This is a genomic window from Rhodanobacteraceae bacterium, assembly GCA_024234055.1.
Taxonomy (GTDB): Bacteria; Pseudomonadota; Gammaproteobacteria; order Xanthomonadales; family SZUA-5; genus JADKFD01.
In genome coordinates this window covers 119,601-144,981 of sequence record JACKOW010000003.1, presented here as the reverse complement: position 1 = coordinate 144,981, position 25,381 = coordinate 119,601, and the positions used below count along the sequence as shown (strand labels likewise).

The window sequence follows — 25,381 nt, the reverse complement described above, 5'->3', positions numbered from 1 at the left end:
GTTGATCTTGGTCGAGCCACCGGAAGAGGCGAAAGCAAGAGCGCCGAGTGCAACTCGGCGATCCCAGGCTGGCAGCGGTTCTACTGTGGGAGCGGACTCCGTCCGCGAACACGGTCCGGATGTAGCCCAGCGCAGCGCACCTGGGATCGAGCGCCCAAGAGCCCCGGGTGCGCCTTAGGCTTACCCGGGCTACTGGCTTGATCTTGATCGGGCGTCAGTAAAGGCAGGAGCCAGAGCGCCGACTGCAAGTCGGCGATCCCAGGTTCGCACACGGCGCCCCAGTCGCTAACCGCCATCCGCTGATTGCTGCTACTCCCGATACGGCGAATGCGTGTCGAGTTCGGCCTTGTAGGCTCTGAGAGCCTGCGCCTCCTGGTCGAGTGCCCCGCGGATGGCACGGCGGAAATCCGGATGGATGATCAGATGCGCCGACCGTGTGCGTGTGGGCAGGAAACCACGAGCGATCTTGTGTTCGCCCTGGGCACCGGGCTCGAAGCGCGTCAGGCCTCGGCGGATGACGTACTCGATGCCCTGGTAGTAGCAGAGCTCGAAATGCATGCCTGGCAGATCGGCCCGGGCGCCCCAGTAGCGGCCGTAGAGCGTAGTCGACGACGAGAAATAGATCGCCGCAGCCATGATCTGCGATCCACTGCGGGCCACGGCGGCATGCAGACATTGCGGCATGCGTTCGCGGATCATCGAAAAGAACTCGCGGGTGAGGGCGGGCGTGTTGCCCTTGCGGTCAAAGGTCTCGATGTAGAGTGCGTGCAGATCGTCGAGATTGGCCTCGCTCATCTCGGCACCCTCCAGCCATTCGACGGCCAGGCCGCACTGCGCGGCCTGACGCCGCTCCTGGCGGATGTTCTTGCGCTTCTTCGACGTGAACTCAGAGAGCAATGCCTCGAAATCGGCGTAGCCCCGATTGTGGAAATGAAACTGCCAGTCGAATCGCGACAGCCAGGGATCATGGGTCAGCGCAGCGGCGTCGCTGTCGCTGAGAAAGTTCAGATGGGCGCTCGACAGCCGCAGTTGCGCCACTGTGCCTTCGATGGCCCGCGCCAGCTTGTCGCGGCGTGTGGCGGCCTCGGGTCCATCACCGACCAGTAATCGCGGTCCGGTGATCGGCGAATACGGAACGCCAATCAGCAACTTGGGATAATAGGCGATTCCGTGGCGCCGATAGGCGTCGGCCCAGGACCAGTCGAACACGAATTCGCCGTGCGAATTGGCCTTGAGATAGCCCGGCGCCGCAGCGATCAGCGCGTCTCCCTCGAAGAGCAGCAAAGGCATTGCCGACCAACCCAGCTCGCGCTGCAGACTGCCACTCTGCTCCAGTGCCGACAGGAAGGCATGGCGCACGAAGGGCTGGTCGTCCGCGCCGATCAAGCCATCCCACTCGGCAGCAGCAATGTCCGCCACGCCGTGGCGGATGGTCAGCTGCAGGCGGTGGTCGATCTCGGGAGAGGAGGGCATCGTTGGAGACTAGGTCAAGCCGCAGCGGCTGTGTGTGAGCAAGCCGTCAGGGCTCAAATGGCCGCGGATCAAATCCCAGAGCCTGCGCGGCGGGGGCCGGGTCGAAGACCTGATCGCGGCTGATACGTGCAGCGGCTTCGACGCTGAGTCCCGAACGGCCACCGATCCAAGGTAGTTTGGTCGCCAGTCGGGCGCCGAGCGTGAAGGGAATCGGTATCGGCAGGGTCAGCCCGGTACGGGCGCGCGCTGCCCGGGCGATCAGTTGCGCCAGACTCAGTTCCTCGCCGCCCGGCAGGTCGATGCGCTGGTCGAAGGCGGCTTCACAATCGATGGCAGCGATGACCGCGCTGGCCAGATCGTCGGCGTGCACCGGCTGGCGTCGGGCGCGACCGGCTGCCCCGGTGAGCTGCGGATGGAGGTGCCAGCGCGCCGCGAAGGCACCGATACGGGCGATCAGGTCATCCTCACCGCCGTAGATCAAGGTTGGGCGCAACAGGGTCCAGCGCACGCCCAGGCGCGCGCATTCCCCGGCCAGCGCCGCTTCCGAGGCCAGCAGACGCTGCGCCAGCTCGCGCTCTGACGCCGAACCGGAATCGAGTTTGGTCTGGGCGCTGGTCGAGCCGAAGGCGATCACCTGGCGCACGGCGGTAGTGGCAGACTGCCGTGCCAGCCAGGCCACAAAGGCATCGCAAGGGCCCAGGCTGAGGATGTGTGTGACCTCCAGATCCAGCGCCGGGCACGCGTCGGGCAGCGTGCCGAGCTGCCAGGCTACACGCGCATCGATCGGCTTGTGCGCGCTGGCGCGCTGGCGCGATACCGCCGTCACCGGCCAGCGCGTGCTCGCCAGTCGCGGCAACAGGTAGCTGCCGACCACCGAAGTGGCGCCGAAGACCAGCAGGCGCGGTGTGCTTCGGGATTCGGGTGGCTGTTGGCTCATGAGCATTTGCGGCTGATCCTGACAGGCTCTCGCAGGTCACGTTGCTCGCGTAGCGAGCTACGTGTGGCAACTTGATGTCACACGTCCGCTGAGGCGGACAACAAGACCTCCGACGGCCGGCGAGCTCTTGTGGGTCCAGGCTGGTCTGGACGCTCTTGATGCCTGGCTGGAGAAGCGTCCAGAGAAGTCTGGACCTACGACAACAAAAGCATCCCATGCCGGTGCACCAAGAACCGACAACCAGCAACCGACAACCGACAACCAACAACCAACAACCAGCTCTCAGCCGTGCTGCTCGAGGAAGCGATCGGCATCCAGTGCCGCCATGCAGCCGGCACCTGCCGACGTGATCGCTTGACGGTAGATCGGATCGGCGACATCGCCGGCGGCGAACACGCCGGGGATGCTGGTCATGGTGGCGAAGCCGTTGGATCCGCTCTTGACGGTGATGTAGCCGTTTTCCATGGCCAGTTGGCCAGCAAAGATGCCGGTATTGGGGGTGTGGCCGATGGCGATGAACAAACCATGCACGTCGATGTCGCGGGTAGGGCCGCCCTCGCGCGGGGCGATGCGCACGCCGGTCACGCCGGAATCGTCGCCCAGCACCTGATCAACGGTGTGATCCCAGATGACGTCGATATTGGCTTTTGCAAAGAGCTTGTCCTGCAGGATCTTCTCTGCGCGGAACTTGTCGCGACGGTGCACCACCGTAACCTTGCGGGCGATGTTCGAGAGATACAGCGCCTCTTCCACCGCGGTATTGCCACCGCCGATGACCGCCACGTCCTGCTGTCGGTAGAAGAAGCCATCGCACGTGGCGCAGGCGGAAACGCCTTTGCCACGAAACGCCGTCTCACTGTCGATGCCCAGATACTTGGCTGAGGCGCCGGTGGCGATGATCAGCGCATCGCAGGTGTAGCTGCCGGCATCGCCGATCAGCTTGAAGGGACGTTCGCCGAGCTCGGCCGTGTGGATGTGGTCGAACACGATCTCGGTATCGAAGCGCTCGGCATGGGCCTTCATGCGCTCCATCAGCACCGGACCGGTCAGGTCGTGAGCATCTCCTGGCCAGTTGTCGACTTCGGTGGTGGTCATCAGCTGGCCGCCGGCCTCGACGCCCGTGATCAATACCGGCTGCAGATTGGCGCGGGCCGCGTAGACGGCGGCGGCGTAGCCGGCGGGGCCGGAGCCGAGAATCAGGACTCGGCAGTGCTTGGGTGCAGACATGTGAGGCTCCAGACGCGGGATGCGGGGAATGGCGGGAAGACCGGCAAACTAGGGGGCCGATGACAGCTATTCAAGTGGCCTGGGGTGATCGGGCACATTCAGAGCATCCCTGAACGGCCGCGTGACCGGATTTCCGGGTGCTGCGATGGCGCGCGCGAGAGCTGCTGCTAGCCCGCATTTCTCACACCTGTTGCGGAAGATCGCGCAGGGCTTTGCACCGAGGGCAAGGCGCGAGGAGAAGGAATGGTTGTTCCATTGCGACGACGAGCAACGCAGCCATCGGTGCAAAGAACCAGCGAGGGCCGCAAAGCGGGCGGATGCAGGCGTACACCCTGCGATTGCCGCAAGCGATGTATCGAACACACGCCACAAAGAATTCGGGGCATCTGCACGCGCAGGTGTGAGAAATGCGGGCTAGAATTCCGCTTCTTTGTTCAGCGCCCAAACGCCCGGGAGGCAGTCATGCGCATTGGTGTACCGAAGGAAACCAAGACTCTGGAAGGGCGCATTGCGCTGGTGCCAGCCGCCTGCGGCGATCTGGTCAACGCGGGGCATGAAGTCTTCATCGAGCAGGGCGCAGGGCTGAAGAGTGGCTTTTCGGACGCGGATTTCGAGCGGGTTGGCGTCAAGATTGCGGCCAATGCCGCGGCGCTTTACGAAGCCGGCGAGCTGATCGTCAAGGTCAAGGAGCCGATTGCCGGTGATCTGGAACTGCTGCGCAAGCACCACCTGCTGTTCTGCTATCTGCATCTGGCGCCGCTGCCGGAGCTGACCCAGCGTCTGGTCGACATCGGGCTCACCGGCGTTGCTTTCGAGAGCGTGGAAGATGGTCATGGCGGTCTGCCGCTGCTGGCGCCGATGAGCATCATCGCCGGGCGCATTGCGGTGCAGGTGGGCACGCATCTGTTGCACCAGCCCGAAGGCGGCAAAGGCAAGCTGCTGGGCGGTCTGCCGTCCGCCGAGCGCGGCAAGGTCGTGGTGCTGGGTGCCGGTGCTGCTGGTGGCAATTCGGCTGCGCTGGCCGCGGCCATGGGTGCCAACGTGGTGGTCTTCGACAAGCGTCCGGATCGATTGGAGCAGATGATGGCGCTGGGTGCCAACGTCACGGCCCTATATCCCTACGAGAGCTACGTCGCCCGCGAAGTCGCTTCGGCCGATCTGGTGGTCGGTGCCGTGCTGGTGCCGAGCGCACGCGCGCCGCGCGTGGTCACCACGGCCATGATCAAGTCGATGCAGCCCGGCAGCGTCATTGTCGACATCTCCATCGATCAGGGTGGCTGCGTCGAGGGCATTCGCCCGACGACCTACGCCGAACCGACCTATGTCGAGCATGGCGTGACCCACTTTGCCGTGACCAACATGCCAGGTGCGGTGCCGCAGACCTCATCGCAGGCCATTTCTGCGGCGATTCTGCCGTACACCATGCGTCTGGCCAGCGGAAAGTGGCGCGACTACGAGCCGCTGCGTACCGGCATCAACATCGACGGTGGCAAGGTGGTGCATCCGGCGTTGCTGTGAGGCGTTGGGGCCCGGGGGGCATGGTGTCGCCCGGGCCTGATCGCTGTCCCTGATTTCGGGGGTTCAGCGGCGGGTAAAACGTAAAATGTAAAACGTCAATGAAGGCGGGCAGTCCCAGGCTCTTTCGAACGGTTCGTCCGCGAGATCGCCACTGCTGCCAATGCCTCAATTGAAGTTTTCCGTTTTACGTTTTACCTGCTTTTCGAATAGACTGAATACCTTGCGTGCGATAGTTCGCGTAAGGGATCAAGAATTCGAATGGCGATGACTGTGGCCATGATGGGCTGGCGCGACCGATTTCAAAGGGCCATCCGCGAGAGCGCCTTTGTGCTCCTGGTGCCGCTGGCTGCCTATCTGCTGGTTTCACTGAGCAGTTTCGACATCAACGATGCGGCCTGGTCGCATGCGGGTTCCAGTCTTGAGGTCCACAACTGGGGCGGGCGTGCTGGTGCCTGGCTGGCCGATGTGCTGCTGTATCTGATTGGTCGGATGGCCTTTCTGTTGCCGCTGGTGCTGCTCTGGTATGCGTGGCGCTTCCTGCGTGACCCGGTCGATGGACCGGGGGGCGCCAATCCACTGGTGCCGCTGACGCGCATTGCCGGGTTGGTGGTGGCGCTGATCGGTGGCACCATCCTCTGCCACGCGCAGATGCGCGCGGACGGCCTGCCCGGCGGCGCCGGCGGCGTGCTCGGCAGTTTTGCCGGCGATTTTCTGGTGCGCAGCCTGGGACGCGGCAGCACCACGGTGTTCTCGATGGTGTTGTTCCTGATCGGGTCGACTTTTGCCACCGGCGTGTCCTGGTTTCGGGCGATGGATCGGGTGGGTGCGTTCACTATCGCCCTGATCGCACGCATCGGCGTCTGGCGCCAGCAATTTACCGACTGGCGAATTGGCCGCAAGGCCCGCGCCGAGCGCGAGGTGGTCCGCGAAGAAGAGAAGGTCAAGCGCAAGAAGCGCGAACCGGTCAAGATCGAGTCCGTCGCCCCGGTGATGGAAAAGAGCGAGCGCGCCGAGCGTGAGCTGCAGATGCCGCTGTTCGAGAACATTCCCTCCGGCGATCTGCCGCCGCTGGCCCTGCTCGATGAAGCCCGCCAGACCGGCAAGGGCTATTCGCCAGAGGCGCTGGAAGCGTTGTCGCGACAGGTGGAACTCAAGCTCAAGGACTTCCGCATCGAGGCGCGCGTGGTCGGCGTCTACCCGGGCCCGGTGATCACCCGATTCGAGCTGGAACCGGCGCCCGGTATCCGCGGCAGCCAGATTTCCTCGCTGGACAAGGACATCGCCCGAGGGCTGTCGGTGGTCAGCGTGCGCGTGGTCGACGTGATTCCGGGCAAGTCCGTGGTCGGTCTGGAAATTCCCAACCAGCACCGCGAGATGGTGTTCCTGTCGGAAATCCTGCGCTCACGCGAGTACGACAAGGCCAGCAGTGTCCTGACGCTGGCGCTGGGCAAGGATATCGGTGGCCGACCCACCGTCGTGGATGTCGCCAAGATGCCGCATCTGCTGGTCGCCGGCACCACCGGTTCGGGCAAGTCGGTGGCCATCAACGCCATGATCCTGTCGCTGCTGTACAAGGCCAGCGCCAAGGATGTGCGCATGATCATGATCGACCCGAAGATGCTGGAACTCTCGGTGTACGAGGGTATCCCGCACCTGTTGGCGCCGGTCGTGACCGACATGAAGGAAGCCTCCAACGCGCTGCGCTGGTGCGTGGCCGAGATGGAGCGCCGCTACAAGCTGATGGCTGCCGTCGGCGTGCGTAACCTCGCCGGCTACAACCGCAAGGTACGTGAGGCCAAGGACAGCGGGCAGCCGATCCTCGATCCGCTGTTCAATGTGGCCAAGGCCGCCCCCGGCGAACATCCGAATCCGCTCGACACCATGCCGCACATCGTCGTGATCATCGACGAATTCGCCGACATGATGATGGTCGCCAAGAAGAACGTCGAAGAGCTGATCGCGCGTCTGGCGCAGAAGGCCCGTGCTTCCGGCATCCATCTGATCCTGGCCACGCAGCGGCCTTCGGTGGATGTGATCACTGGTCTGATCAAGGCCAATATTCCCACCCGCGTGGCCTTCCAGGTGTCGAGCAAGATCGACTCGCGCACCATTCTCGACCAGTCCGGCGCAGAAACCCTGCTGGGGCACGGCGACATGCTCTATCTGCCGCCCGGCACCGCCGCCACCGAGCGCGTGCATGGCGCCTTCGTGTCCGACGAGGAAGTGCATCGCGTGGTCAAGTACCTGCGCGAGAACCACGGCACCGCCGATTATCTGGAAGGCATTCTGGAGGACACCCAGGAACTGGGCGACGGCCGTGTGGTCGGCGAGACCGGCTTGCCGGAAGAAGCCAATGGCGAGGCCGACGATCTCTACGACATGGCGGTGCGCATCGTCACCGAGACCCGCCGTGCCTCGATCTCCGGCGTGCAGCGGCGGCTTAAGATCGGCTACAACCGCGCCGCGCGACTGATCGAAGTGATGGAAGCCGCCGGCATCGTCAGCGCGCCCGAGCACAACGGTAATCGCACCGTGCTGGCACCGCCACCGCCCAAGGATTGACGCTCGTGAGCGGCGGGATCTCCGATCTCGGCGTGTTGCTGCGATCGATGCAGGCGGCGCTCAACGAGGGTTGCTACGTCTACTGCCAGGTCGACGATCTGGGCACGGTGCCGCTGGAACAGATCATCGCCCTGATCCGGGAGCCCGAAGGCATCACCGTGGTTCTCGCCGAAGCCGATGCCATTCGTCTGCAACTGCCGATCCTGTTCCGGGCCGCCTGGATCACCCTGCAAGTACATTCCGATCTGGCGGCCGTCGGCCTCACCGCCGCCTTTTCAACCGCCCTGGGCGATGCCGGCATCAGCTGCAACGTCATCGCCGGCGCGCTGCACGACCATATCTTTGTGCCGATCGATCAGGGGCAGCGGGCGTTGATGGTGTTGAGAGAACTGCAGCAATCTGTGCAGATTTGCTGACTTCCTGCTGCAGCCTGTCGAACTTGAAAGATCGAAGCGAAAATTCGACTGTGCGAGGCCAGATATTGACGATTTCGCAGGACAATAGCTTCTCTATTGCCCAAGAAACCAGCGAGATATGGACCGCACAGGTGAATTTGCAGCCGATCCCTTTCAAGTCCGACAGGCTGGTAGGCTGAAGCATTCTTTAACGAGCGCACCATGGCCAGTCCAACCGACAATGATCAGACGCTGGTGGACGTGCTTCGCGCAGAAACTGAGGATCGCGTGGCACTCATGCTCGCCCGGCTACTCCAGCGAGCTGAGATCGTCGAACTGATCGGGCCGATGCCCGGAGCGTTGCTGGCCGAGTTGAAGAACCCGGATCTCCTGTCCCCGGGCATTGAGGCCGTGGTGATGGATGTGCTGAACAGCCGCCCCCGCGCCGAGGCCAATGATGCTCGCTTCTTGCTGACGGTGATCTTCCGTGGGGCACCTGAAGTGCTCACCGGCGCATTCGCAAGGCATGACGTGTCAGCGCCGGCCCTTGTCGATCTGATCACGCACGGCTCGCCACGACCCTCACCGCCGGACCCCGCTTCTTTCGGCGATGAGGAAGTGTTGATCGAAGCCTTGAACGACAACTACACGCCAGCAGACGCCGTGGTTCGGTTGCTCAAGTCGGTGTGCGGCCTTGAGCCATATGACGCGTTTCAACTGACGCAAACGGTCCATGAGAAGGGTGGGGCATCCATCATGCGCTTGTCCGGACCGGATGCGCTGCAGCGCTTGGAAGCGCTCGATGGAGCCTGTCGTTCACAGCTGCTTGGATTGCGCTTTCGAATCGAGACTGATCCGGAGGCCGTGGCGGCCTTCATGCTGCCAGCCGCCGCACGCGAGGTACGGGCGAGGACCAACTACCTCCCGGTGCTCCTGGTGATTGTGGTTGTCGGGATCTTGTTGCTGTTTTCGGGGATGTTTCGGGGGCCTGATCGGACCGACGTTCCTGCGGCCAGCTTGGCGGTGCCCAAGCTGACATCCGAACAAGCCGCGACAGTCCGGGCAGCGTTTGCCCCATTTGATGCCGCGCTGCAATCCACCGTCCGAAGCTACGCTCGTATTGAATTGACGCCGACATCCGACGACGAACCCTGGTCCAGCAAGATCGGCGGCAGGCCCTATTTGCCCAAGGGTAGGGAGCTTCCCCTTGATCCGGATTACCCAGGACGCCCGATGGCCCTGTTGGCACAGATCGATTTCGCGGAACTGCCGGCCATGGAAGGCTATCCGCGCGTTGGCCTGCTGCAATTCTTTGTCGCCGAGGATCCGAAGTTGCAACATTTCGGCGATTTTCGTGGGGATCGTGTGGCACAGCAAAGTCGGCAGAGCTATTTCCGGGTTGTGTACTGGCCAGAGAAATTCTCCGAACTGGAGCAGCTGCCTGCGCAGCTGCCGGCGCCCATGTCGCTGAGGTCCGGCTTGGTCCTGCGCATGAAGTTCTCGGCGGCGGAAGAAGCCATCACGCCGGCGGATGCGAGCTTTCCTCAGCGGGTCGGCGTCGATCCCTTCGAACTGGCTGAGGGTCTTGCCAAGGAGCTTGGCGTTTCGGAATACGCCGTGGCTGAGGCCATGCCACTGGCCGCCGGGTATGGACACAAGGTCGGTGGCTGGCCGGATTTTGCCCAGGATGATCCGCGCGGGCCGGATACGAATCTGCAACTACTGCTGCAACTGGATTCGGATGAGTATTTGATGTGGGGAGACGCCGGCGTTGCCAACTTCTTCATTCCCGCAGAGGACCTTTCCGGAGCAGACTTTTCCCGGGTGATGTTCAACTGGGACAGTCATTGAGCTAGCAAGCCAATTCCGCAACCTTCGTGCGAATTCCCCCGACAGGCTACGTTGGGCTGCCATGGGTTAGCTTTGCGGCAGCTATTTCGATGGATTGGTACCGATGCGCCTTCTGATTCCGTTGGCCCTGCTATGCAGTCTGGCTGCTCCTGCGTGGGCGGCGACGCCAGGGCCCGCTCGCGCCGAGCTCGACCGCTTTGGCGAGAACATCAACAATCTGACGGCGCGCTTCGTGCAGCAGGTCTATGACGACAGCGACAACGCCCTGGATTCGGCCTCGGGCACGCTGGCCCTGGCGCGGCCGAATCGCTTTCGCTGGGATTATCTCAAGCCAGAAGAGCAGCGCATCATTGCCGATGGCGACAATATCTGGATCTACGATGTAGAGCTGGAGCAGGTCAGCGTGCGCCCGCAGTCCTTCGACGAGCAGCAGAGTCCGCTGGCGGTGCTGCTGGATCTGCCCTCGCTGGACCTGCAGTTCGACACCGAAGAGCGCCCGGCGGTGGCCGATGCCCAGTGGCTGCGGCTCACGCCCAAGTCCAAGGACGCCGAGTTTGCTTACGTGGATCTCGGCCTGCGCCAGAACGAGCTGGTGCGCATGGTGATGGTGGACATCGTCGGTCAGCGCACCGAGATCGTGTTTGCCGACTGGAAGCGCAATTCCACCTTGCCGCCGGCGACCTTCGTGTTCGATCCGCCGCCGGGCGTCGATGTGGTGGGCGACATCAAGCCGGGTGCGCAGGTGCGACCGATCGCGGATTGATCAGGCGGAGCGGCGTAGGCGCAGGCGGCGTGGCTGTTGTGGGTCCAGACTTGTCTGGACGCTTCTTCACCCATGCACGGAACGCTCGTAGGTCACGTTGCCCCGCAGGGGCTACGTGACAATGTGAAGCGCCAGGCCGGCGATGGCGGCGCGGTCATCAGCTCCGGGTTCGGCGCGTCGCCGGATCACGTAGCGCCTGCGGCGCAACGTGACCTACGGGTGGTTCAAGGAGCGCGATCTGATCGCGGCACCAGCGTCAGCGTGTGTTCGGCCGTTCCCGGGAGGAAAGGCGTCGGCTTGCCTGCGGCCCAGTCGGCGTGACCCGCGCCGTAGTAGGGCGACAGTGGGTGGCCGCTCTGGCCGCCGGGCATGTGCAGGTAGCCGCGGTATTCGTGACCGGGTGCCACGACCATCCTTTCGCTGGCACCGAAGCGCGGACCTTGCACGCGCGGCATGTACTGATCGCCATCGAGTGCCTGCGCCGGCATGTCGAGAAGCTTGCCGATCAGCGGCAGCGCGGCGCTCAGCGGGTGGCGGATGGCGGTGGTGTTGAGCTGTCCCCAGGTGGCCTGATCCAGTGGCGTCTTGCTGGCATCGAGCCGGTCCAGGGTGTCGCCGGCCGCTGCCAGCAGCCAGCCATCCCAGCTGGCGAAGTTCTTCGGCAGCAGATGCGCGGGGCGTTCCTGGATGGTTTTCCAGACCACGCCCTCGATCTGCGGCAGGGAGGGCCATGTCCAGTCCGGGTATTTCGCCAGCAGTGGAGCTTCGAACAGCTGCAGAAAGCGTCGATGCACCCGTAGCCGGAAATCCCGCACCAGGCGGTAGGCCTTGCTGTCGGCGCTGGCGCGTCCGTTCCAGTCGGACAGAGCCTCACGCAGCGCAATCAGGCGCGGTTCTCCGGCCGGTTCCAGCGTCTTGATCAGCAGTTCCTGCCAGCGGGTCAGAAACACCGCCTGATCATCGAGTTGAATCTTCAGCAACTCGGCTTCCGACAGCGTCCGTCTGGCCATCAGATCGTCGCGAATCTGCCGCGCCCGGGCACCGATGGTGTAGCCGCCATCGCCGATCATGGCCACTTCATCGCCGTCGACAACTCGAGCATTGGCCGTCCACAGGCGCCCGGAGTCCGGATTCACCACGGCGGGAATCTCGGCACTGTCATACCAACCCTGCCAGCGGTTCCCGGCCACGGTCGGATCCAGCGGAAACCGCGGATCGCTGCCTGCGCCGCGTTTGGGGATGCGGCCCATGATGGTCCAGGCGATGCGCCCATCACTGCTGGCCATCAGCGCGTTCTGGGCCGGAATGCCGGCGTGGTGGGCGATTTCCAGGGCTTGCTCCAGTGTTTCGGCGCCCTCCATATCGGCCAGGCTGGCGTTGACGGCTTCAGCATGGTGCGCGGTCCAGGACAGCGCCAGCGGTTTGCCCTCCGGGGATTCGGCGACGATCGGCCCGAGACTGGATTCGCGCACGGTCAGGTGTTCGTCGGCGGCGCCGCGCACGTGGATGGTCTCTGCAACCGAGTTCAGGTTTTCCCAACCATCTACGCCGGCGTAGCGGTCGGGGTTCTGCGGATCCACACCCAGTTCGAAGAAATCGAGCCAGTCGCCATAGCTGTTGGTGAAGCCCCAGGCCACGTGGCGATTGCTGCCCACCACCACAAAAGGCGTGCCCGGCAGGCTCAGGCCGGTGATGACGCGCTGTTCGCCCTGCGCATCGGGATAGCGCAGCTCGACCCGGAACCAGATGTTGGGCACCCGCAGGCCCAGATGCATGTCATTGGCGAGAATGGCTCCACCGTGCGGCGACAGGTTGCCTGCGACGGCGAAGTTGTTGCTGCCGATGCCTTCGCTGCTGGGCGGTGTGTCCACGCCCGGGGCGGCGATCTCGGTGTTGCGCAGATCCAGTTCCTGCATGGCCGGGAACGGCGGATCCGGCAGAGCAGCACCTTGCAGCGGGGCGTCCCATTCGGTGCCGGGAGCGGTCAGAAAGGCGAAGGTGGCAGCCGGGAGCGCCGCCCGCATCTGCGTCAACTTCAACTCCCGCGTGTTCATCGAGTTTTGCAGATCGAAATACATGGCCAGCGGCGCCAGCAGGGAATCCTCTTCGGTCCAGGGCTTGGGCGCCTGACCCAGCAGCAGATAGGGGAAGGGGCGTGCTGCCAGCGCCTCCATGCCGGCATTGACGCCGGCGGTGTAGGCCTGCAATTGCCGGCGATGCGCCATCGGCAAGGCCAGCAGGAAGCCCGCTGCGCGATGGCGGAAACGGTGCAGACGCGCGCTGCGGTCTGCTGCCAGAGTCGGGGTCCCGATCAGCTCCGAGAGTTCGCCTGCCGCCCGACGGCGCAACAGATCCATCTCGAAGAAGCGCTCCTGTCCGTGCACATAGCCGAGTGCAAAGGCGACATCGAGCCGATCGCCTCCGCGCAGAGTGACGGTGCCGAGCGAGTCGCGCTCGATGCTCACGGCTGCGTGGATGCCGGAAACCGCCAGCGTGCCCTCCAGTTGCGGCAGACTCGCGCGCAGCACCAGCCAGCCGCTGACCAGCGCCAACACCAGCAGCGCCGGTACGAAGATCAGGGCGCGACGCAGCCAGCGCATCAGGGTTGGGCCGGCGCCGCCGTCATCGACAACTCATGGGCCAGGAAGCTCAGCATGTCGGTCCATTCATCGATCAGCATGCTGGTGGGCTTGCCCGCACCGTGGCCCGCACGGGTTTCGATGCGCGCCAGATAAGGGCCGGGACCGGCGCCTGCTGCCTGCAGCGCGGCGGTGAACTTGAAGCTGTGGGCTGGATAGACACGGTCATCATGGTCACCGGTGGTGATCAGGGTGGCCGGGTAGCGCGTGCCCGGTTTGATGTTGTGCAGCGGCGAGTAGGCGTACAGCGCCTTGAACTCGTCGGGATTCTGCGGCGAACCGTAGTCGGATTCCCAGGCCCAGCCGATGGTGAACTGGTTGAAGCGCAGCATGTCGAGCACACCTACACCCGGCAGCGCCGCGCGGAACAAGTCGGGGCGCTGCAGCAGCGTCGCGCCGGTCAACAGCCCGCCGTTGGATCGGCCATAGATGGCCAGCTTGTCGGGGCTGGTATAGCCCTGGGCAATCAGATACTCGCCGGCCGCGATGAAATCATCGAAGACATTCTGCTTGTTGAGCTTGGTGCCGGCCTGGTGCCATTCCTCGCCGTACTCGCCGCCGCCGCGCAGATTGGCCACGGCGTAGACGCCACCCATATCCAGCCAGGTGGCCATCGGCACCGTGAAGTTGGGCGTGATCGGGATGTTGAAGCCGCCATAGCCGTACAGCAGCGTTGGCTGCTTGCCATCCAGCTTGAGACCTTTGCGCGCGGTGATGAACATCGGCACGCTGGTGCCATCCTTGCTGGTGTAGCGCACCTGGGTGGTTTCGAAGCGGCTGCCATCGAATGCGACCTTCGGACTGCGGAACAGCGTCGATACACCGGTGCTCAGATCCAGTCGGAAGATGTCGGTGGGAACGGTGAAGCTGGTGTAGCTGTAGAAGGTTTCGGTGTCTTCCGGCTTGCCACGAAAACCGGCCACTGAGCCGATGCCGGGCAGGGCGATGGTGTCGATCGGAGTACCATCCAGCGCAAAGCGCTGCACCTCGCTGCGGGCGTCGCGCAGGTATTCCAGAATGAACTGGTGATTGACCACGGTGCTGTCCACCAGCGTGGCGTCCGATTCCGGTACCAGAGTCTTCCAGTTGGCGCGATCCGGCGCGCTGGTATCGATGGCGATAATCCGATAGCGAGGTGCGTCCAGATTGGTCTTGAACCAGAACACCGGACCTTCGTTGCCGAGAAACTGATAGGCGGCTTCCAGTTCCGGGATGAGTTCGACTACCGTTGAATCCGGCGCGGAAAGATCCCAATAGAACAGGCGGTTGCGCTCGTCGGTGCCCTGGCTGACCGAGATGATCAGGTAGCGTCCGTCTTCGCTGATGTCGGTCTGGAAGCCCCATTTGGGCTGGTCTGCACGCTCGTACACCAGAGTGTCGGCCGCCTGCGGTGTGCCGACGGTGTGGAAGTAGATCTTCTGGTATTCGTTGACGGCCTTGAGCGCATTTTCGCCCATGGGCTCGTCATAGCGACCGTAGTAGAAGCCGCTGCTGTCCTTGGCCCAGGTGGCGCCCGAGAACTTGACCCACTGAATGACCTCATCCGTGTCGGTGGCGGTGGCGATCTCGCGGACCCGCCATTCCTGCCAATCGGAGCCGCCCGAGGAGGTACCGTAGGCCAGCCAGCGGCCATCAGGCGAGACACTGGTGCCGGATAGGGCGACGGTGCCGTCGCTGGACAGCGTGTTCGGATCCAGCAGCATCACCGGCTCGGCATCGAGCGCGGTCAGGGTGTAGAGCACGGCCTGATTCTGCAGCCCGTCGTTGCGGGTGATGAAGTAGCGATCACCTTCGTGGCTGGGCAGGCCGAAGCGCTCGTAGTTCCACAATTCGGTCATGCGCGCGTGGATCTGCGGGCGCTGCGGAATCTTCTTCAGATAATCCTGGGTCAGGGCGTTCTCGGCTTCGATCCACTGCCGGGTGTCGGCGGCGTCCAGTTCTTCCAGCCAGCGGTAGGGATCGGCGACCTGGGTGCCGTGATAGTCGTCGACCTGGTCCACGGTTCGAGCTGCCGGATAAGCCAGCTTCTGCTCAGGTGCGGTGACCGGCGCGGTGGCCTCGGGAGAGGGCGTGCAGGCCATGCAGGCCAGGGTGGCGAGGGTGAGCAAGCTGAGACGCATGGGAGCTTTCCGGCAATCGACTAGCCGCCGAGCATAGCCCAGGGTCGGTCGCGAGGGCGTTCGCGGGCGCGGGGTAGATGGCAAGAATCGCGACCGGGCGTGGGTGGATGCCCCGCCGGATTGGTCCCTGGATTGCTTCGTCGCTGCGCTCCTCGCAATGACGCATCAACAACTTGCGATATGGGTTCATGCAGAGCCACTTGTATCGGCCCGACACTGCACATGGGCCATGAACCCTGGCGGGTACAAAGCGGCCTTGAGGAGGGACGCGCGCCTGCGCAGCCGCTCTTGATCTCCGCTCAGCGCAAAGCGGCGCCGCAACGAGGCGCCCTCCACGACAGCGACCCGATACCCCCGGTGCGCGGCACCTGGAATGCGGTTCATGGAGAGCCGCGTATGAAGTCGCGGCATTGCACGCGGGCCATGAATCACAATCTTGCCCGTAGGAGCGACCTCGTGTCGCGACCGGCAAGCCGCACGTCCGAAGCAGCGGTCGCGCCGCAAGGGCGCTCCTTGTAGGTCCAGACTTGTCTGCACGCTCTTGCAGCATGTTCTCAGAAGTGTCCAGGCAAGTCTGGACCCACAAAAGCCCGAACCCCGTAGCCTTTTCCCGTGCCCCGTGCCCCGTGCCCCGTGCCCCGTGCCCCGTGCCCCGCAGCCGCTATTCGTCGCCGCTGATGTACTTCGGCCCGTCGCCCGCGGTCTTCTCGTAGACGCCGCCGCCGGCCTTCTTGTACTGGGTGAAGCCGTGCTTGGAGAAATGACTTTCCTTGAGCACATGGGCATTGCCGCCGATGACGCTGGCAACGGAAATCACGCGTTTGACCGGGTTGCCGCAGTTCGGGCACTGGGCCAGTTCCGGGTCACTAATGCGTGCCAGAATCTCGAAGCAGTGGGCGCACTGCTCGCAGCTCTGGGCTGGGTCGGTGGCGGTGTACTCGTAGATCGGCATGCTCGGATTCTCAGGGAGTGACAGCGACTTCATCCGCCATGGATGTGGCCGTCGCGCCGGCATTCAAGTGCAGATCCAGCCAGCGATTGACGATGCCGCAGAACAGATCGGCAGTCTGCTCGGCGTCGTAAACCGCCGAATGCGCCGACTTGCTGTCCCATTCCAGACCCGCCACTCTCAGGGCCTTGCCCAGCACCGTCTGACCGAGGGCCAATCCGGCCAGCGATACCGTATCGAAAGTGCTGAAGGGATGAAAGGGAGAGCGCTTGTGGCCGGTGCGGCGAATTGCCGCATTGATGAAGCCGAGATCGAAGGCGGCATTGTGGCCGACCAGAATGGCGCGCTGACATTCGGCTGCCTTCATGGCCTTGCGAATCGGCTCGAAGATGAATTCCAGCGCTTCCCGCTCATCGAGCGCATTGCGGAGCGGATGGGTGGGATCAATCCCGGTGATTTCCAGCGAGCGCGGATCGAGATTCGCGCCGGGGAAGGGGTTGACGTGGGTGGACACCGTCTGCGTGCGCACGAGACGACCGTCAGCGGTCATGTCAAGCAGAACGGCGGCGATTTCCAGCAGCGCGTCGCCGGCGGCATCGAAGCCGCCGGTCTCCACATCGACAACCACGGGATAGAAACCGCGGAAGCGGTCAGCGAGCGTCTGTGCAGGCAGGTTCGATTCATTCATCACCGGCACGATAACAGGCTCAAGCTGAAGCGCTCACACTACATCGAGTCTGTCCACGCGTTGCAGACCCCTCGGCAGCAGGCCGCCACGCTGCGCGCGAGCGCCGCGATAGGCGTCCAGGTCGTGGCCCTTGAGCCGGGTGATACGCCCGCCAGCGACCACCACCAGTTCCTGATTCGGCTGGAAAGCCGCCACCGCAATGACCTTGGCGCCGGCGGCGTTCTTGCCGCCGGGCAGCGCCAGAATCTTGTTGCCCTTGCCTTTGTCCAGTTCTGGCAGTTCGCTCAAGGGGAAGACCAGCAGGTGGCCGTCCAGCGACACCGCTGCCACCAGGGCCGTCTCGACGGCACCGGGGACCAGGCTCGGGGCCAGCACTTCGGCGCGATCGGGCACGGTCAGCACCTGCTTGCCAGCACGATTGCGTGAGATCAGATTCTCGAAGCGGGTGACAAAACCGTAGCCGGCGCTGGTGGATAACAACAGCCGGGTATCGGCGTCGGTGCAGACTGTCGCCAGGAAACGGGCTCCCGTGGGCGGATCGAAGCGCCCGGTCAGCGGTTCACCCTGGCCACGTGCCGAGGGCAGGCTGTGCGCCGGCGTGGCGTAGGAACGGCCGGTCGAGTCGAGGAACACCGCCTGCAGATTGCTGCGTCCGCGCACGCTGGCGAGGTACCTGTCGCCTTCGCGATAGCTGAGCGCCGTGGCATCAATTTCATGACCCTTGGCGGCGCGTACCCAGCCCTTGTCGGAGACGATCACGGTGATCGGCTCGGACGGGGTCAGATCAGCCTCCGACAGCGCTTTGGCCTGTTCGCGCTCGATCAGCGGCGAGCGCCGATCGTCGCCGTAGACGCGGGCGTCGTGCTCCAGTTCCTGCTTGATCAGCGCCTTGACCCGCGATTTCGAGTCCAGAATGGCCTTGAGCTCGGTGCGCTCGGCTTCCAGGTCCGCCTGCTCGCCGCGGATCTTCATCTCTTCCAGGCGTGCCAGCTGGCGCAGCTTGGTTTCGAGAATGTACTCGGCCTGTTCTTCGCTCAGGCCGAAACGCGCCATCAGCACCGGCTTGGGCTCATCCTCGCTGCGGATGATGCGGATCACTTCATCCAGATTGAGGAAGGCAATCAGCAGGCCTTCCAACAGGTGCAGCCGGCGCTCGACCTTGCCCAGACGGTGCTGCAGACGTCGACGCACGGTGTCGGTGCGGAACTGCAGCCATTCGCTGAGCAACAGTTTCAGCGACTTGACCTGTGGGCGTGCGTCCAGTCCGATCAGATTGACGTTGACCCTGAAACTCTTCTCCATGTCGGTGGTGGCGAACAGGTGCCGCATCAGTTCGTCGATGTCGACGCGGTTCGAGCGCGGGATCAGCACGATGCGGATCGGCTGGGCGTGATCGCCCTCGTCGCGCAGATCCTCGAGCATCGGCAATTTCTTGGATCGCATCTGATCGGCGATCTGCTCGATGATCTTGGTCGGCGACACCTGGTGCGGCAGCGCGGTGATGATCACATTGCCGTTTTCGCGCGTGTACACGCCGCGCACGCGCACCGAGCCATTGCCGGTTTCGTACATGCGGATCAGGTCGGCACGCGGAGTGATGATCTCGGCCACCGTCGGGTAGTCCGGGCCGCGCACGTGTTCGCACAGATCGGCCGTGGTGGCGTCCGGATCGTCCAGCAGCCGGATGCAGGCGCTCAGCACTTCACGCAGATTGTGCGGCGGAATGTCGGTGGCCATGCCGACGGCAATGCCGGTGGTGCCGTTGAGCAGCACATGCGGTACCCGCGAAGGCAGCCAGGACGGCTCTTCCAGGGTGCCGTCGAAGTTGGGTTCCCACTCGACCGTGCCCTGTCCCAGTTCTTCCAGCAGCAAACGCGCAAAGGGCGTGAGCTTGGATTCGGTGTAGCGCATCGCCGCGAAGCTCTTGGGGTCGTCCGGCGAACCGAAATTGCCCTGGCCGTCGATCAGCGGATAGCGGAAGCTGAAGGACTGCGCCATCAACACCAGCGCCTCGTAACAGGCCGAGTCACCGTGCGGATGGTACTTGCCGATGACATCACCCACGGTGCGCGCCGACTTCTTGTGCTTGGCCGCCGCATTGAGGCCCAGCTCGCTCATCGCATAGACGATGCGTCGCTGCACCGGCTTCAGACCATCGCCGATGAAGGGCAGGGCGCGGTCCAGCACCACGTACATGGAGTAATCGAGGTAGGCCTTCTCGGCATATTCCTTCAGCGGAATCTGCTCGAAGGGCAACAATTCGCCAGTGCTCATCGCGGGATCGAATGACAGTTCGGAAGGTCGCGGACTCTACATCGAAGCGCGATCGCGGGCACGGGCAGGGCGCTGGCAGTTGGATCTTGGGTGGTCCAAGAGCACTGGATCTTGCGGGTCAGAGCGCTTGAGCAGTCGTTGTTCCAGCTTGTAGGGTAGGCCCTCACTTGGCGTCATTGCCAGGAGCGTAGCGACGAAGAAATCCAGAAAGGCTATGTAAATCAAAGGACTGGATTGTTTCCCCCGGATCAGGTCCGGAGTCGCAATGACGTCGGGGAGAGCGGCAGTGGGAGTGGGAATTCGTGGATGGCTCGCGATCAAGGGCAATTGTTCAGATTCTTTCTTGGCGTAGCCCGCCGAATCATTTAAACTTGCGGGCTTAGCTCGTTCCATAGAAGTTTTGAAAGGAATCAAAGATGGTCAAGATTCGCCTTGCCCGTGGTGGTGCCAAGAAGCGGCCCTTCTACTACATCGTCGTCGCTGATGAGCGCCATGCGCGTGACGGCCGCAGCATCGAACGTCTGGGCTTCTACAACCCGATCGCCCAGGGCAAGGAAGTGCCGCTGACGGTTGATCTGGAGCGCGTGAAGCACTGGGTGGGTGTTGGCGCGCAGCCGACCGAGAAAGTCCGCCAGCTGATCAAGATTGCGCAGAAGGCTCAGCAGCCCGCCGCCGCAGCTGCCTGAGGCAGTGTTACCGGCGTCGGATCGCGCCGCTTCGGTTCCCGAGCGGCTGATCACGATGGGGCGCATCCATGGCGCCCACGGGGTGCGAGGCTCGCTGATGGTGGCCTCTTTCTGCGAGCCGCCAGGTCGATTGCTCGATTTCAAGACCTGGTGGCTACGCCGCGATGACGGCGTGCAGGCTGTCAAGCTGCTGCGCGGCAGCGTGTCGACCAAGGGTCTGATCGCCGACCTTGAAGGGATCAGCGATCGCGATGCTGCCGCCGCCTTGAAGGGTTTGGAAATTGCCGTCGACCGCCAGCTGCTGCCTGCGCTGCGCAAGCAGCAATACTACTGGGCTGATCTCGAAGGCCTGCAAGTGCTCAATCAGGACGGGGTCGACTTCGGTCGGGTCGATCATTTGTTCAGCAATGGTGCGCACCCGATCCTGGTGGTCCGCGATGGCGAGCGTGAGCGTCTGATCCCTTTTGTGATGGATCACCATGTCGTGTCTGTCGATCTGGTCGCAGGTCAGATTCGGGTCGACTGGGATGCCGATTTCTAGAATCGTTGCGGGAAGGCTTGGGCCAGATGCAGGGCATGCTGCGGATAGCCCAGGCTGTCGATGGTGCCCTGTCAGGTCGAAAGGCGTGGTCCTCCATGAGCCACGTGCGAGAGATGCCCTCACTAGAGTGCAGGGTGCCACGGTGGAGGGCGCCGCGCTGCGGCGCTGCTTTGCTTTACCGGAAGTTCAAGAGCGGCCGCGCAGGCGCGCGGCCCTCCTCAAGGCCGCTCCAGCCCTGTCGCCGTTCATTGCTCCTTGCCATGTCGGGCCGAATCAGGTGCCTGGCAGTATGCTGAGCGTGGATTGATGCTGCCCTTTCCCAGCAATCGCCGGACTTGATCATGCGCTTTGACGTCATCACCCTGTTTCCTGAGTTCATTCGTCAGGCGATGGCCATCGGCGTGGTCGGCCGCGCGCTCGATCGCAAGATCATCGCGCTCGATTGCTGGAATCCGCGCGACTACACCGAGGACAACTACCGCACCGTGGACGACCGGCCTTATGGCGGCGGACCGGGTATGGTCTTCATGATCGAGCCGTTGCGCCGCGCGGTGCAGGCTGCCCGAGCAGTCGCTCCCGGCAATCCCGTGATCCTGCTGAGCCCGCAGGGGGCGCGCTTTGATCAGTCGCGGGCGAGATCCATGGCGGCCGGATGCGGTGCGATCTTCGTTTGTGGGCGTTATGAAGGTCTGGATCAGCGTTTCGTCGACCACTACGTCGATGAGGAACTGTCCATTGGTGATTTCGTCCTCTCAGGCGGTGAGTTGCCGGCGCTGGCGGTGATCGATGCCGTGACCCGGTTGCTTCCGGGCGTGCTGCACACTGATGCTTCAGCCATTGAAGACAGCTTCATGGACGGCACGCTGGATTGCCCGCACTACACGCGCCCGGAAAAGTCGGAGGAGGGCGAGGTGCCGGCGGTGCTGCTTTCAGGCAACCATGCGCTGATCGCGCGCTGGCGCCGAAAGCAGTCGCTTGGAGCGACCTGGCTGCGGCGCCCGGACCTGCTGGCCCAGCTGAATCTGAACAAAGTGGATCAAGCGCTCTTGCTTGAATTCATGGATGAACATAAAGCAAAAATCGGTGTACAATGACGGGCTAAGTCTGTGTGTACTGCGAGGGACGTGCCATGAGCAAAATCATTCAACAGCTGGAAGCTGAGCAGATGAACCGCGAACTGCCGGTGTTCACCCCCGGTGATACCGTCGTGGTCAATGTGAAAGTCAAGGAAGGTGCTCGTGAGCGCATCCAGGCCTATGAAGGCGTGGTCATTGCGATCAAGAGCCGCGGCCTGAACTCTTCGTTCACGGTGCGCAAGATCTCGCACGGCGAGGGTGTGGAGCGTGTGTTCCAGACCTACAGCCCGGCGATCGATTCGGTGCAGGTCAAGCGTCGCGGCAAGGTCCGCGCGGCCAAGCTGTACTACCTGCGCGAGCTGGAAGGCAAGGCAGCGCGCATCAAGGAAGATCTGGCGGCCTACGCCAAGCGCTGAGCGCCGGATACTTTCCACAACAAGGGCGCCTCAGGGCGCCCTTGTTGTTTCTGCATGCAGCCCAGGCTCGATAATCCTGCCTGGTGCCCCGGCCCCCATACCGCCTCGCGGCGTCATTGCGAGCCACCTGTTTCGGCCTGAAACAGGTGGCCCGCAATGACGCGTGCTCTGGTGGGTCCAGACTTGTCTGGACGCTTTCGGTACATGGCTGGAGAAGCGTCCAGACAAGTCTGGACCTACCAGAGCCCGAAACCCGTAGCTTTTCCCGTGCCCCGTGCCTCTCAAAAGCACGGCAGATTCATTCCCCATTCCCATGCAACCCGGCTCCGAGACGCTTGCTCGCCTGCGCCTTCGTAGGAGCATAATCGAGCGACTCGCCGCCTCTCGGTGGCGTTCTGCCTGGGAGGGTGAATCATGAGCATTGCCAAACTGGCGCGGCGACCTTTGGCGGTTGCCACCGCATTTCTACTTTGGACTGGCGCATCACTGGCGCAATCGACGCCTACCGTTGCTCCGGGCCTGATTGCCAACGGATCAATCTCTTACGATGCCGAGGGCGTGCCCAGCATCGTTGCCAGCAACGACCTGGACATGGCCTATCTGCAGGGCTATGCCCATGCTCGGGACCGATTCTGGCAGATGGACTTCACCCGCCGCGGTGCCAGCGGGACTGTTTCCGAACTCGTGGGCGCGGCGGCGCTGGCCAACGATGTACAGATCCGCACGTTGGGACTGCGGCGGGCAGCCTGGGAAACCTACGTCAAGCTGTCGCCGGACATGCGCGAGTTTCTTCAGGCCTACGCCAACGGCGTGAACTACTGGTTGCGTACCACGCCGGCGCTGCCGCCTGAGTACGGTGCGCTGGAGTTGACCCAGGCCGAACCGTGGTCGCCGGTGGATTCGCTGGTGATCGGCAAGGCACTGGCCTTCCAGCTCTCCTTCGATCTGGATATCGATTTCACCCTGCGCCTCGCTGCTTACCAGGCCGCCGGTGCCGCCGGCAACTTCAACGGCACGGCGCTGTTCTTCGAAGATACCCACCGCACCCAGCCGGGTGATGATCGAGTTTCGATTCCGGGCTTCCTGGCCTCCATCGGTGGACAGGGCGAAGCCGACAAGCGCCTCGCCGATGAAGTGCCTCAGGTGTCGCAACAGACCGTGGCGCTGGCCCAGTCCTATCGTGACAAGATTGCTGATCATCCCCTGATCGGTCCGGCCTTGAAGTTCCGCGAGGACCGTGGCGCCAGCAACTGGTGGGTGGTGTCCGGGTCCAAGACCGCCGACGGCAAGCCGATTCTGGCCAATGATCCCCATCTGGGCCTGGATACCCCGTCCACCTTTTACGAAAATCGTCTGTATTCCACCGACGGCCGCTTTCCGGTGCCCTACAACTTCAGCGGCTCCTCGGTCGCCGGCGCGCCAGGACCGCTGCTCGGCTGTACCGACAGCTTCTGCTGGGGTCTGACCACCAACCCCATGGACGTCACCGACGTCTTCCAGGAAACCTTCCGCCTCAACACCTACGGCTTGCCCACCCATACCATCCACAATGGCGTGGCCGAGCCGGTGGTCTGGATCTTCCAGAGCTATTTCGTCAACAATCTTGGTGACGGCATCGCCAACAACATCACCCGCAGCAATGCCATCGGCTACACCAATGGCGGAGTGACCATCATCGTGCCGCGGCGCAACAACGGCCCGGTGCTGCAGATCAGCGGCAGCTCCGGCTTGTCGGCAGCGTATACCGGCTGGGGTGCGACCAACGAACTGGAGACCTTCCGGCGTTTGCCGCGGTCGCGCAACGTGCAGGAATTCCGCGACAACCTGTCCTATTTCGACGTGGGTTCGCAGAACTTTTCCTATGCTGACGTCGAAGGGAACATCGCCTATTTCACGACAGCCGAATCGCCACTGCGCACCGATCTGCAGACGTTGGGCGCGCCCGATGGTGGCATTCCGCCCTTCCTGATTCGCGACGGTTCAGGGGCGCGCAAGCACGACTGGTTGCCGCGTACCAGCAACTACCCGAATCAGTCGCTGCCCTACGAGATCCTGCCGCCGGGCGAAATGCCCTTCGTGATCAATCCGCAGTCGGGCTACATCGCCAACTGCAACAATGATCCGGTCGGAAACACGCTGGACAACAACGGCTTGAACCAGTTGCGGCCGGGCGGTGGTCTCTACTACCTCGACATCGCCTATTCCGGCTTCCGCCAGGGGCGTATCGACAGACTGCTGAGTGAGCGACTTGAATCCGGGCAGCCCGTGACAGTCGATTTCATCAAGCAGACGCAGGCCAACAACCAGCCGCTGGATGCCGAGAAGCTGACGCCGTATCTGCTGACGGCCGCCGCCAATGCCAGCGCGCCGAATGCCTGGTCAGAGTTGCGGACACTGATCAACGACGCCAGGGTGGCGGCTGCGATCGATCGCCTGGCGAGTTGGGATTATTCAACCCCCACCGGCATCGCCGAGGGCTTCGATCCGGGCGATGATCCGGGCAATCTGCCGCAGCCGAGTGCCACCGAGATCCGCAATTCCACGGCGGCGACCTTGTTTGCAGTGTGGCGCTCCTTCGCGATTCGTGGCGTCGTCGACAGCACATTGACGCGTATCGGCCTGGGCAGCCAGACGCCCGGATCGGAGGAATCGATCCGTGCCTTGCTCAATCTGCTCAAGAACTATCCGACGGCACATGGCGTGGGCGCCAGTGGCGTCAACTTCTTCCAGGTGGCGGGTGCGCCAAGTCCAGAGGCCGCTCGGGATGTAGTGTTGCTGCGGGCACTGCGTGACAGCCTGAACGCGCTCTCCGGGGACAGCTTCGCAGCGGCCTTCGGCAACTCCACCAATCTCGACGACTACCGCTGGGGCCGCTTGCATCGCATCGTCTTCGATCATCCGCTGGGCGGGCCCTTCAATCTGCCGGGCGCCAATCCCTACGGTTTCGCGAATCTGTCGCCGCAATTGCCCGGTGTTGCCCGTCCGGGTGGCTATGACACGCTCGATGTGGGTGGTCACTCGGTCCGGGCCAATACGGTCAACGGCTTCATGTTCGGATCAGGACCGGCGCGACGTTTTGTCGGCGACCTGAACACACCGATCAGCGCCGAGAACATTCACCCCGGCGGTCAGTCCGGCGTACTCGGCTCGCCGACCTATGCCAGTCAGCTTGGCCGCTGGCTGACCAATCGCTACAAGACCCTCATCATCAACCGCGATCAGGCACTGGCCGCCGAACGCGAGCGCCTGGACTTCCGTCCGTAGTC

General features: G+C 63.4%; 18 protein-coding genes. 10 read left to right on the top strand and 8 right to left on the bottom strand.

All coding sequences use genetic code 11. The features are described 5' to 3' along the window. Positions 1 to 309: 309 nt before the first annotated feature. From H7A19_08005 to trxB, 3 genes are all read right to left on the bottom strand, one after another. Positions 310 to 1,473 carry an N-acetyltransferase gene (locus tag H7A19_08005; GenBank protein MCP5474774.1) on the bottom strand — a complete coding sequence of 388 codons (1,164 nt, stop codon included), beginning with the start codon at positions 1,471 to 1,473 and terminating at the stop codon, positions 310 to 312. A 46-nt stretch (positions 1,474 to 1,519) separates the two neighbouring features. Then, positions 1,520 to 2,410, bottom strand: a complete 891-nt coding sequence (locus tag H7A19_08000; GenBank protein ID MCP5474773.1) for a hypothetical protein — start codon at positions 2,408 to 2,410, stop codon at positions 1,520 to 1,522. A gap of 282 nt (positions 2,411 to 2,692) precedes the next feature. Next, entirely contained in the window at positions 2,693 to 3,637 is a 945-nt protein-coding gene (gene trxB / locus H7A19_07995) for a thioredoxin-disulfide reductase (protein ID MCP5474772.1), read from the bottom strand. A gap of 462 nt (positions 3,638 to 4,099) precedes the next feature. Here trxB and ald point away from each other — a divergent pair, with 462 nt between their 5' ends. The 5 genes from ald to lolA all read left to right on the top strand — a co-directional run bounded on the left by ald (position 4,100) and on the right by lolA (position 10,726). Next, a complete protein-coding gene (gene ald, locus H7A19_07990; GenBank protein MCP5474771.1) occupies positions 4,100 to 5,155 on the top strand; it encodes an alanine dehydrogenase in 1,056 nt (351 codons plus the stop codon). 258 nt (positions 5,156 to 5,413) lie between these two features. Continuing rightward, positions 5,414 to 7,717, top strand: a complete 2,304-nt coding sequence (locus H7A19_07985) for a DNA translocase FtsK 4TM domain-containing protein (GenBank protein MCP5474770.1) — start codon at positions 5,414 to 5,416, stop codon at positions 7,715 to 7,717. Between the two features lie 5 nt (positions 7,718 to 7,722). Next, positions 7,723 to 8,133, top strand: coding sequence for an ACT domain-containing protein (locus H7A19_07980; GenBank protein MCP5474769.1), 411 nt, complete (start codon positions 7,723 to 7,725; stop codon positions 8,131 to 8,133). A 201-nt stretch (positions 8,134 to 8,334) separates the two neighbouring features. Continuing rightward, positions 8,335 to 9,963, top strand: coding sequence for an ATP-dependent Clp protease adaptor ClpS (locus tag H7A19_07975; GenBank protein MCP5474768.1), 1,629 nt, complete (start codon positions 8,335 to 8,337; stop codon positions 9,961 to 9,963). A 103-nt stretch (positions 9,964 to 10,066) separates the two neighbouring features. Next, on the top strand, positions 10,067 to 10,726 hold the full coding sequence (gene lolA / locus H7A19_07970; protein MCP5474767.1) for an outer membrane lipoprotein chaperone LolA: 660 nt from the start codon (positions 10,067 to 10,069) through the stop codon (positions 10,724 to 10,726). Positions 10,727 to 10,950: 224 nt separating this feature from the next. Here the strand turns inward: lolA and H7A19_07965 are convergent, their stop codons facing one another. The 5 genes from H7A19_07965 to parC form a co-directional block, all read right to left on the bottom strand. Further along, complete coding sequence (locus H7A19_07965) at positions 10,951 to 13,326, bottom strand: penicillin acylase family protein (protein ID MCP5474766.1); 2,376 nt, start codon at positions 13,324 to 13,326, stop codon at positions 10,951 to 10,953. After that, complete coding sequence (locus tag H7A19_07960; GenBank protein MCP5474765.1) at positions 13,326 to 15,485, bottom strand: S9 family peptidase; 2,160 nt, start codon at positions 15,483 to 15,485, stop codon at positions 13,326 to 13,328. The genes H7A19_07965 and H7A19_07960 overlap by 1 nt, the downstream gene beginning before the upstream one ends. A gap of 661 nt (positions 15,486 to 16,146) precedes the next feature. Then, a complete protein-coding gene (locus tag H7A19_07955) occupies positions 16,147 to 16,437 on the bottom strand; it encodes a zinc ribbon domain-containing protein (protein MCP5474764.1) in 291 nt (96 codons plus the stop codon). A 10-nt stretch (positions 16,438 to 16,447) separates the two neighbouring features. Next, the gene (gene rnt, locus H7A19_07950) at positions 16,448 to 17,122 is read right to left on the bottom strand and encodes a ribonuclease T (GenBank protein ID MCP5474763.1); all 675 of its coding nucleotides are present in this window, start codon (positions 17,120 to 17,122) and stop codon (positions 16,448 to 16,450) included. Between the two features lie 33 nt (positions 17,123 to 17,155). Further along, positions 17,156 to 19,396, bottom strand: coding sequence for a DNA topoisomerase IV subunit A (parC, locus tag H7A19_07945; GenBank protein MCP5474762.1), 2,241 nt, complete (start codon positions 19,394 to 19,396; stop codon positions 17,156 to 17,158). A gap of 416 nt (positions 19,397 to 19,812) precedes the next feature. Between parC and rpsP the strand changes: the two genes are divergently transcribed. The 5 genes from rpsP to H7A19_07920 all read left to right on the top strand — a co-directional run bounded on the left by rpsP (position 19,813) and on the right by H7A19_07920 (position 25,379). Next, positions 19,813 to 20,082, top strand: coding sequence for a 30S ribosomal protein S16 (gene rpsP, locus H7A19_07940; GenBank protein ID MCP5474761.1), 270 nt, complete (start codon positions 19,813 to 19,815; stop codon positions 20,080 to 20,082). A gap of 55 nt (positions 20,083 to 20,137) precedes the next feature. After that, positions 20,138 to 20,623, top strand: coding sequence for a ribosome maturation factor RimM (gene rimM, locus H7A19_07935; protein MCP5474760.1), 486 nt, complete (start codon positions 20,138 to 20,140; stop codon positions 20,621 to 20,623). Positions 20,624 to 20,964: 341 nt separating this feature from the next. Beyond that, positions 20,965 to 21,717, top strand: a complete 753-nt coding sequence (trmD, locus tag H7A19_07930) for a tRNA (guanosine(37)-N1)-methyltransferase TrmD (GenBank protein MCP5474759.1) — start codon at positions 20,965 to 20,967, stop codon at positions 21,715 to 21,717. Positions 21,718 to 21,752: 35 nt separating this feature from the next. Continuing rightward, entirely contained in the window at positions 21,753 to 22,115 is a 363-nt protein-coding gene (gene rplS, locus H7A19_07925) for a 50S ribosomal protein L19 (protein MCP5474758.1), read from the top strand. A gap of 414 nt (positions 22,116 to 22,529) precedes the next feature. Then, on the top strand, positions 22,530 to 25,379 hold the full coding sequence (locus tag H7A19_07920) for a penicillin acylase family protein (protein MCP5474757.1): 2,850 nt from the start codon (positions 22,530 to 22,532) through the stop codon (positions 25,377 to 25,379). Positions 25,380 to 25,381 lie beyond the last annotated feature (2 nt).